The 2,240-nt window shown below is 58.8% G+C and carries 3 protein-coding genes; 1 reads left to right on the top strand and 2 read right to left on the bottom strand.

The features are described from left to right. Window positions 1–361 precede the first annotated feature (361 nt). Complete coding sequence (locus R3C19_27405; GenBank protein MEZ6064090.1) at window positions 362–907, bottom strand: transposase; 546 nt, start codon at window positions 905–907, stop codon at window positions 362–364. Window positions 908–1,056: 149 nt separating this feature from the next. Between R3C19_27405 and R3C19_27400 the strand changes: the two genes are divergently transcribed. After that, window positions 1,057–1,449 (top strand): hypothetical protein, encoded by a 393-nt coding sequence (locus R3C19_27400; GenBank protein MEZ6064089.1) that lies wholly within the window; start codon window positions 1,057–1,059, stop codon window positions 1,447–1,449. A 56-nt stretch (window positions 1,450–1,505) separates the two neighbouring features. On the opposite strand, the gene R3C19_27395 is transcribed toward R3C19_27400, so the two are convergent. Then, the gene (locus R3C19_27395) at window positions 1,506–1,700 is read right to left on the bottom strand and encodes a hypothetical protein (GenBank protein ID MEZ6064088.1); all 195 of its coding nucleotides are present in this window, start codon (window positions 1,698–1,700) and stop codon (window positions 1,506–1,508) included. Between the last annotated feature and the right edge of the window lie 540 nt (window positions 1,701–2,240).

The following is a 2,240-nucleotide window of genomic DNA, read 5'->3' as shown; positions in this document are numbered from 1 at the left end:
CATTGCTGCACATAACGAATTGCGATCTATGCGGCGGCAGGGATGCTGACTCATAGATCGTGCGTTGAACTTTTCCGCTTCGTGGGCGGGGGACGGGGTCAGATGCAGATTGATCGCCCTTGCGAATTCGATGGCGTCACCGAATTCTTTGGGCAACTCATTTTACCACCAGGGGAATTGTCTGTCACGACCGAAGGTCGCTTGCAATGAATACCAGTTCCTCCGGTTGCTGTGGTCGTCGGTGTGAGACCAGTTCCGCGGTCCCCACGACCACCGGCAAGCACCGAGCCGCGCAGCAGCGAAGAATTCGCTCGGCCGGAACGGGCGAAGAACGGCGGCTTCACGTTGTGCGGGAAACTGGTCATCCGGGACGGTCCCGAAATGTGTTCCATGCCGGACAGTCGGAGCCGGAAAAGATGTCCCGCCAACTCGTGCGGTGAACGCGTTCCATCAATTCCAGCTCGCCGTCACATGTTGGACAACGGCGTCGGCCGGATGCGGCGTCGGTCAGTTCCTGCAAAGCGTTCGGACTCAACGCGTCGCATTGTGCGCGGTCGTCGGCAGACGGCAGCAGGTCACGACATTCGGCCATATAACGCTGACAGTGATGGTTGCTCCAGCCGCCGTAGCAACGCGTCTTCGTGAAGCCCGGCGGAAGAATGTGCAGGCACCACCGGCGAACGAATTCCTGTGCCGGCAAGTTGACTTCTTCAACGTCGTCACCGCCGCCGTGCGTGATCCCCGTTCGCGCGGTTAATGTCCCTCTGCCGTGTTCGTGCTGCAGCAATCGAGCATCCGAAATGGGACCGCCCGTCAGATAGCGCGCAAGGTATTTCACAATGTCGCTCGGAGATGATGACTCCGTGAGCGGGGGCTGGATGTACGCCACCCACGACTGCAGTCGCAAAGGTCCGTGAACGCTGTCGTCCAGCAAGGCCGTGCATGACGCGCGGTCGCTGGATTATCTCGCTCACGAAGGAATGGTCAGCCCGTTAACCGTCTGGCAGACACTCACTGCGAAAGATCGTAATCGCCCGGTGCGGAACCGCATGCCGGATGGTGTGGGGGCGGCTCAGCCGCAAAGCTGACCTCGATCACGATCCAGGTTCGTCCGATTTACGCCTCGACATCGGTCACGTGCTCGGCAACCCATTCGGTGAATGGAAGCCGTCCGAGTTCACCTGCAGCAAGTCGAAGGATAACAGATTCGGAATCGTCTATGTCAGCATCCAGTTCATATCCGTTCAGTACGAGGAACGTCTCCATCGCTGCATGACCGATCCGTTTATTGCCGTCGACGAATGGATGATTCATCACCAGCGAAAAACACAAGGCCGCGGCCTTCTCTGCGAGCGTTGCGTACAGGTCTTTGCCGCCAAAGGACATCTGGGGTTGCGCGAGTGCCGATTCAGCCAGTCCCAGGTCACGAATCCCGCCGGCACCACCTGATTGTTCGATGATGCGACCGTGAAGCTGGATCAGTTCCCCAAGCGTTAAATACCGCATCAGGCCAATCGCTTGTACAACGCAGCGTTCTTCTCCAGCACACGTGTGGCAGCACGATCAAAATCAGTATCCGGTTTTGCCAGCAGATCATTGATCGCAGCTTTGGCAAGATCGCTGACGGAGACGTTGAGTCGACTTGCAACTTCCTGCAGTCGGAGCACTTGCTGATCGTCAAGTTCGACGTTGAGTGTCATTTGGTTGAGTCTTCATTTGAAGAACGAACGTTTAGAGTTAACCCGCCTGCCGATCTGGGTGTGTGAGGTGCGTGGAGGTTTCGGCGGTGGGACGGGTTCAACGGCTGGTCGAACAATGAAGGCTCTGCCGCTGCTATTGGAGTTGACCTACGGTTGCGGATCGGTCGCGTGGAAAAACACGGAAAAAACGGTTGAGCAATTCGGAGTCGGCCCGCGGGAGAACCGTGCTGCGGATCTCCGTATTACAACACCGGACAGACTTCCCGGTCAAGGGGCCGGACTCCCAAGCGGCCTCGGTCGGCGGTGGCGGTCGGCGGTGGCGGCTTCGGTCGGCGACGCGGTCCCGAAGGGACGTTCATGGTTGCGGCTCACGCAGATTCTCAGAAAGCCTCTCACGCGATGCCGGTCCGCCGGGCCAGAATCGCACTCGGCTGCCCCCATTTTCCACATGAGCCCTTTTCTTGACCCGAATACTTGTGTGGTATATTGAGCCGGCGAGCCGCGCGACGTCAGTCCGCGCTCACCGCCGCCGACCGCAAA

The sequence above is a fragment of the Planctomycetaceae bacterium genome, from assembly GCA_041398785.1.
Classification (GTDB): Bacteria; Planctomycetota; Planctomycetia; order Planctomycetales; family Planctomycetaceae; genus JAWKUA01.
The sequence above is the reverse complement of the archived record's forward strand: the minus strand, read 5'-3'. Positions and strand labels throughout refer to the sequence as shown.

What these genes read in the sequence shown, in the direction of transcription:
- R3C19_27400 (MEZ6064089.1), top strand. Translation starts at nt 1,057, where the DNA reads ATGGTGTGGGGGCGGCTCAGCCGCAAAGCTGACCTCGATCACGATCCA.
- R3C19_27395 (MEZ6064088.1), bottom strand. Translation starts at nt 1,700, where the DNA reads ATGACACTCAACGTCGAACTTGACGATCAGCAAGTGCTCCGACTGCAG.